At 64.4% G+C, this 5,741-nt stretch carries 7 protein-coding genes; all 7 read right to left on the reverse strand.

The features are described 5' to 3' along the window. Positions 1 to 812, reverse strand: an 812-nt coding sequence (locus V7Q81_RS14085) for an adenylosuccinate synthase (RefSeq protein ID WP_333844484.1), incomplete at its 3' end; no start/stop codon positions are given. 26 nt (positions 813 to 838) lie between these two features. Beyond that, positions 839 to 2,002, reverse strand: a complete 1,164-nt coding sequence (locus V7Q81_RS14090) for an ATP phosphoribosyltransferase regulatory subunit (RefSeq protein ID WP_333844486.1) — start codon at positions 2,000 to 2,002, stop codon at positions 839 to 841. Between the two features lie 2 nt (positions 2,003 to 2,004). Further along, entirely contained in the window at positions 2,005 to 2,193 is a 189-nt protein-coding gene (locus V7Q81_RS14095; RefSeq protein ID WP_333844489.1) for a DUF2065 domain-containing protein, read from the reverse strand. Between the two features lie 41 nt (positions 2,194 to 2,234). Further along, a complete protein-coding gene (gene hflC / locus V7Q81_RS14100; protein ID WP_333844491.1) occupies positions 2,235 to 3,110 on the reverse strand; it encodes a protease modulator HflC in 876 nt (291 codons plus the stop codon). Beyond that, complete coding sequence (gene hflK / locus V7Q81_RS14105) at positions 3,107 to 4,282, reverse strand: FtsH protease activity modulator HflK (RefSeq protein ID WP_333844493.1); 1,176 nt, start codon at positions 4,280 to 4,282, stop codon at positions 3,107 to 3,109. Before hflK ends, hflC begins: the two co-directional genes overlap by 4 nt. Positions 4,283 to 4,310: 28 nt before the next feature. Continuing rightward, the gene (hflX, locus tag V7Q81_RS14110; protein WP_333844492.1) at positions 4,311 to 5,465 is read right to left on the reverse strand and encodes a GTPase HflX; all 1,155 of its coding nucleotides are present in this window, start codon (positions 5,463 to 5,465) and stop codon (positions 4,311 to 4,313) included. After that, positions 5,458 to 5,703 (reverse strand): RNA chaperone Hfq, encoded by a 246-nt coding sequence (gene hfq, locus V7Q81_RS14115; protein ID WP_333844496.1) that lies wholly within the window; start codon positions 5,701 to 5,703, stop codon positions 5,458 to 5,460. The genes hflX and hfq overlap by 8 nt, the downstream gene beginning before the upstream one ends. Positions 5,704 to 5,741: the final 38 nt, after the last annotated feature.

Raw genomic sequence — 5,741 nt, forward strand, 5'->3', positions numbered from 1 at the left:
GTGTATGCTTTCGTAATTCCGAGGATGTAGTGCAAAGCGTTAGGCCCCACGCCGGCCCCAGCAGCGGCCGCACCGGCCACACAGTTGGACGAAGTCACGTAGGGATAGGTGCCGTGATCGATGTCCAGCAGCGTTCCTTGAGCGCCTTCGAACAGCAGGTTCTTGCCGCTGCGATTGGCTTCGTAGAGCAGCCGCGGCACGTCCGCCACCAGGGGCTTGATGCGCTCGGCGAGCGCAAGGGTTGTGTCCATCGTTTCCTGAAAATCAACCGTGGGGGCACGGAAATAATGGGCCAGCACGAAGTTGTGATAATCCAGGATCTCCCCCAGCTTGGCGGCGAAGCGGTCCCGGTGGAATAGATCCTGCAGCCGCACCGCACGGCGCGCTACCTTGTCCTCATAGGCCGGGCCGATGCCGCGGCCAGTGGTGCCGATCTTCGCCTCCCCCTTGGCCGCTTCCCGGGCCCGATCCAGGGCCACGTGGCAAGGCAGGATCAGGGGACACGCTTCGCTTACCCGCAGCCGACCGCGCACGTCGATCCCTGCTGCCTCCAGCATGTCGATCTCTTCCACCAGCGCCTGGGGAGAGACCACGACTCCGTTGCCGATGAAACACTGCACCCCGTCGTGCAGGATGCCCGAGGGGATGAGGTGCAGGACGGTCTTTTTGCCACCGATCACCAGGGTGTGGCCGGCGTTGTGCCCGCCCTGGAAACGCACCACGCCCTGGGCGTGATCAGTGAGCCAGTCCACTACCTTGCCCTTGCCCTCGTCGCCCCATTGGGTACCCACCACTACAACGTTCCTCGACATGGTCTTCGTCCTGCTTGCGGATTAGATCACGAACCGCGCCGCGGCACCACCTGCCAGCGGCCGTCCAACCGCTTAAGCTCCTGGTCGCACCCAAGCTCATCCCGGAATGCCTCGTGCCCCGGGAGGTCGACGATCACCACCTCCCCTCGGGAGCGTAGCGCCTCGATCGCTTGGGTCAGATCCGGGTCCCGGGAGCACGGGGCCAGGATGCGCGAACGGGCCGGAGGCTGGGGAAGATACGGCGAGAGCTGCCGCAAATCCAGGCTGAAGCCGGTGGCCGGGCGCGCACGCCCGAAGGCGCTGCCCACCTCGTCGTAGCGCCCGCCCTGGGCGATGGCGCTGGGACAGCCCGGTCCATAGGCGGCGAATACCGCGCCGCTGTGGTAGTGATAACCCCGGAGCTCGGCCAGATCGAAGCATAGCTCTCCCACCATGGGCGCAAGGGCCGAAGCGATCGATTCCAGGTCATCTAGGGCCCGCCGTATGTCCGGCAGCGCCGGAAGCCTGCGCCGCGCCTCCGCGAGCACCTCCGGTCCTCCGTAGAGCTCGGGCAGCAGGCGCAGGGCGGTGGCAATGGGTGCCGGCGCGCCCGCCGCCAGCACTTCCACCTGAGAGACGTCTTTCGCTTGCAGCGCCTTGAACAGATCCGATTCCAGAGTGTCCGTGAGGCCGCCTTCCCGGGCAAGGGCCCGGTACACGCCCACATGCCCCAGATCCAGATGCACCGCAGGCACCCCCAGGAGGCGAAGGGCCTTGAGCATGAGCTGCTGGATTTCCACGTCGCTCTCGGGCCCCGGATGGCCGTAGATCTCCGCGCCCACCTGCAGGGGCTCCCGGGTTCCGGTGAGATTGGACGGCAGGGCCCGCAGCACGCTCCCCGCGTAGCACAGCCGAGCCACGCCCCGGCGGTTCAGAAGATGGGCATCGATGCGCGAGACCTGGGGCGTGGTGTCCGCCCGCACGCCCATCAGGCGCCCGGACAACTGGTCCACCACCTTCAGCAGCTGCAGGTCCAGGTCGCTCCCCGTGCCAGAAAGCAGCGACTCCACGTATTCCACGAGCGGCGGCATGACCAGCTCGTAGCCGTGCACCTCGAACAGGTCCAGTAGCATGCGCCGCGCCCGCTCGATCCGCGCCGCCTCGGGGGGAAGAATGTCTTGAATGAACTCGGGGAGGATCCAGCTGCGCATCGTTAAGAACCCATGAGGGCGATGAGCAGCAGGCCGCAGAGCATGGAAGAGAGTCCGATGAAACGGATCTGTCCGTCGCTCATCTCGGTGAGCTTCCTGAATGCCTCACGCCAGAGGGTGGGCGCGAGAAAGGGGAGTATGCCTTCGAGCACCAGCATGAGGCCCACGGCGAGCAACAGGTTACTGAGCACGACGCCCTCCCCGCGACGGCGGTGCGCCCCTCCGCCGCAGACTATTTCCCGCCCCGGCTGGGGTTATTCAGATACTTGAAGAAGTCCGAGTTCGGTTCGAGCAGCAGCAGATCGGTCTTGTTCTTGAGGCTCTGCCGGTAAGCTTCCATGCTGCGGTAGAAAGCGTAGAACTCGGGATCCCGTTCGTAGGCCCGAGCGTAGATGGCTGCCGCCTTGGCATCGCCCTCGCCTTTGATCTGCTGCGCCTGGCGATAGGCCTCGGCGATGATGATTTCCCGCTGCTTGTCGGCTTCCGCGCGGATACGCTCGGCTTCCGCCGCGCCAGTGGCGCGCAGCTCGTTCGCCACCCGCTTGCGTTCCGCTTCCATGCGCCGGTACACCGCCTCGCTCACCTCCTGGGGCAGGTCCACCCGCTTCAAGCGCACGTCCACCACCTGGATGCCGATCTTGCGTGCGTCCTGGTCGGCCCGCTCCCGCTGAATCTCCATGATCTTGTCTCGCTCCCCCGAGACCACCTCGTGCACCGTACGCTTGCCGAATTCCGCCCGCAGCCCGTCGTTGATGGTTTGCTGCAGACGCGTCTGGGCCCGCAGTTCGTCTCCCGCCACCGAGATGTAGTACTGCTTCGGGTCGATGATGCGCCACTTGACGAAGTAGTCCACCAGGACGTTCTTTTTCTCCGAAGTGAGGAAGCGCTCCGGATCAGGTGTATCGAAGGTGAGGATTCGGGTATCGAAGTAGCGCACGTTTTGGATCAGCGGCAGCTTGAAGTACAACCCCGGCTCCTTGGTGACCGCGACCACTTCGCCGAGCTGGAAGACCAGGGCATCCTGCCGCTCGTCCACCGTATAGACACACAGGCTACCCAAAACGAAGGCTGCCACGACTCCGACGGCCAGTGTTCCGACGTTTCTCACGGCCGCATCTCCCTCTCTCGGCTGCGGAACGCGTCCCGCGAACGCCCGCCGCTTTCGGTCGCGGGCTCAGACGGGGAAGGAACAGGCGCCTTGGCGCCGGCGACGCCCTCTGCGCTGGCGCCGCTCATCTGCAGAAGCTTCTCCAAGGGGAGCATCAATAAATTGCCCCCTCCTTTCTGATCGATCAGCACCTTGGAGGTGCTGGACAACACCTGCTGCATGGTGTCCAGGTACAGGCGCTCCCGGGTGACTGCCGGCGCTTTGGCGTACTCGCTCTGGAGCTGACGGAAGCGGCTGGCATCGCCCTCCGCCCGAGCGACCACCTGGGAGCGATAAGCTTCCGCTTCCTCCAGCAGTCGTGCCGCTGTGCCTCGGGCCTTGGGAATCACGTCATTCGCATAGGCCTGACCTTCGTTGATCAACCGCTCCCGGTCCTGGCCCGCTTTGACTGCATCGTCGAAGGCGTCTTGCACCTGCTCCGGCGGCTGAGCGTTCTGCAAATTGACCTTGCTCACTTGGATGCCGGTGCCGTAGCGATCCAGGACGTCCTGCATCAGCTTGTGGGCTCGGGCCGCCACCTCCTCGCGGCCTTCGTACAGGACAAAGTCCATCTTGCTCTTCCCCACCACTTCCCGGAACGCGGTCTCCGCGGCCTGGCGTACCGCCTCGTCCGGGCCACGGTTGTTGAACAGGTAATCCTCGGGACTCTTCAGGATGTATTGCACGGCGAATTGGATGTCGACGATGTTCTCATCGTCGGTGAGCATGAGAGCCTCTTTCAGCACCTTGCTGCGCACGTCATTGCGATAGCCAACCTCCACCGTGCGCACTTGAGACAGGTTCACGATCTCCACCGTCTCAATGGGATAAGGAAGGTGCCAGCGGGGACCGGGTAGGGTGGTTTCTACATATTTGCCGAAGCGTAGTACCACGCCACGCTGGCTCGCATCCACGATGTAGAAGCCGCTGGCGAGCCACACCAGCAGGACCAGCCCTATCAGGAAACCGAATCCGCCCTTGACTGGTCCGGAGGGCGGGCCACCGCCTTCGTCGGGACGGCGGCGCCCGCCAAAAAGGCCGGCGAGCCTCTGCTGTACAGAGCGCCACAGCTCGTCCAAGTCTGGCGGACCCTGTCGGCCCCGCCGCCCCCACTGGGGATCATTCATGAGCAGAGGCTCCCGAAATGGCGAATCGCTTGGATCAAAGACTCTGAAAAGCGCAGGGGCGATGCTCGGCAGACTGCGGCGCTTGCAAGCCGATGCCTGCGTCCTGCACGAAGCGCTCGGCCACGGCCGCCCGCACGAGATCCAGACCGGCGCCCGTCAGCGCACTTGCGCGAACGCGCGCAATCTTACCATATTCATCCCGCTCCACTCCTGCAGGAAGGCCGGCGAGATCGGTCTTGTTGAGCACGACGATCTGGGGAATCGCATCGGCGCCGATTTCCCCCAGCACCTTGTTCACTTGGGCGATGTGGGTTTCCCGTTCCGGACTGGAGGCGTCCACCACATGCAGCAACAGGGAGGCCCGCGCTGTCTCCTCCAGAGTGGCACGGAAGGCCGCGATCAAGGTATGGGGCAGATCGCGGATGAAACCCACGGTGTCCGAGAGCACCACCGGCGGACAATCCGGAAGGAACAGCCGTCTCGTGGTGGTGTCCAGTGTGGCAAAGAGCTGATCGGCGGCGTAGGCGTGCCCGTCGGCCAGGGCGTTGAATAGGGTCGACTTGCCGGCGTTGGTGTAGCCTACCAGGGAGACCGGGATCACCCGAGCCCGCTCCCGGGAGCGCCGCTGCACCGCCCGCTGCTGGCCGAGCCGGGCGAGCTTGTCCTTGAGCACCTTGACCCGCCGGGCCACGAGCCGCCGGTCGGTCTCCAGCTGGGTCTCCCCAGGGCCGCGCAACCCGATGCCGCCCTTTTGCCGCTCCAAGTGGGTCCAACCACGCACCAGCCGGGTGGACAGGCGCTCGAGCTGGGCGAGCTCCACTTGCAGCTTCCCCTCATGACTGCGGGCGCGCTGGGCAAAAATGTCGAGGATCAAGGCCGTACGGTCCACCACGCGGCAGCCCAGCGCGCGCTCCAGGTTGCGCTCCTGCACGGGTGTGAGGTCGCGGTTGAGCACCACCAGCGACGCCCCCAGGCGCGCCACCCAGTCCCGTACTTCGGCTACCTTGCCGCTCCCGGCGTAGGTAGCCGGGTCAGGCCGCTCGCGTCGGCCCGAGATCACCGCAAGCACCGCGAGACCGGCGCTCGTGGCGAGGAGCTTCAATTCTTCAAGGGATTCCCGAAAGCCGGGATCGCCCAGATCGATGCCGACGAGGATCGCCCGATCCCCATCGGCCGGCCGATCAAGCATCAGATGCGGAACCTTGGTCGTAAGGAATACTGACAGGGCGAGAGGGAACCACGGTGGAAATAGCGTGCTTATACACCATCTGGGTCACCGTGTTCTTGAGCAGCACCACGTACTGGTCGAACGAATCGATCTGCCCCTGGAGCTTGATCCCGTTGACCAGATAAATGGAAACGGGAATGTGCTCTTTGCGCAGGATGTTCAAGAAGGGGTCTTGTAACGTTTGCCCTTTCGAGCTCATGGGTTCTCCAATTTTTCTGGTCTTGCAAGCCTTTACTC

The sequence above is a fragment of the Pelomicrobium sp. genome, from assembly GCF_036803785.1.
Taxonomy (GTDB): domain Bacteria; phylum Pseudomonadota; class Gammaproteobacteria; order Burkholderiales; family UBA6910; genus Pelomicrobium.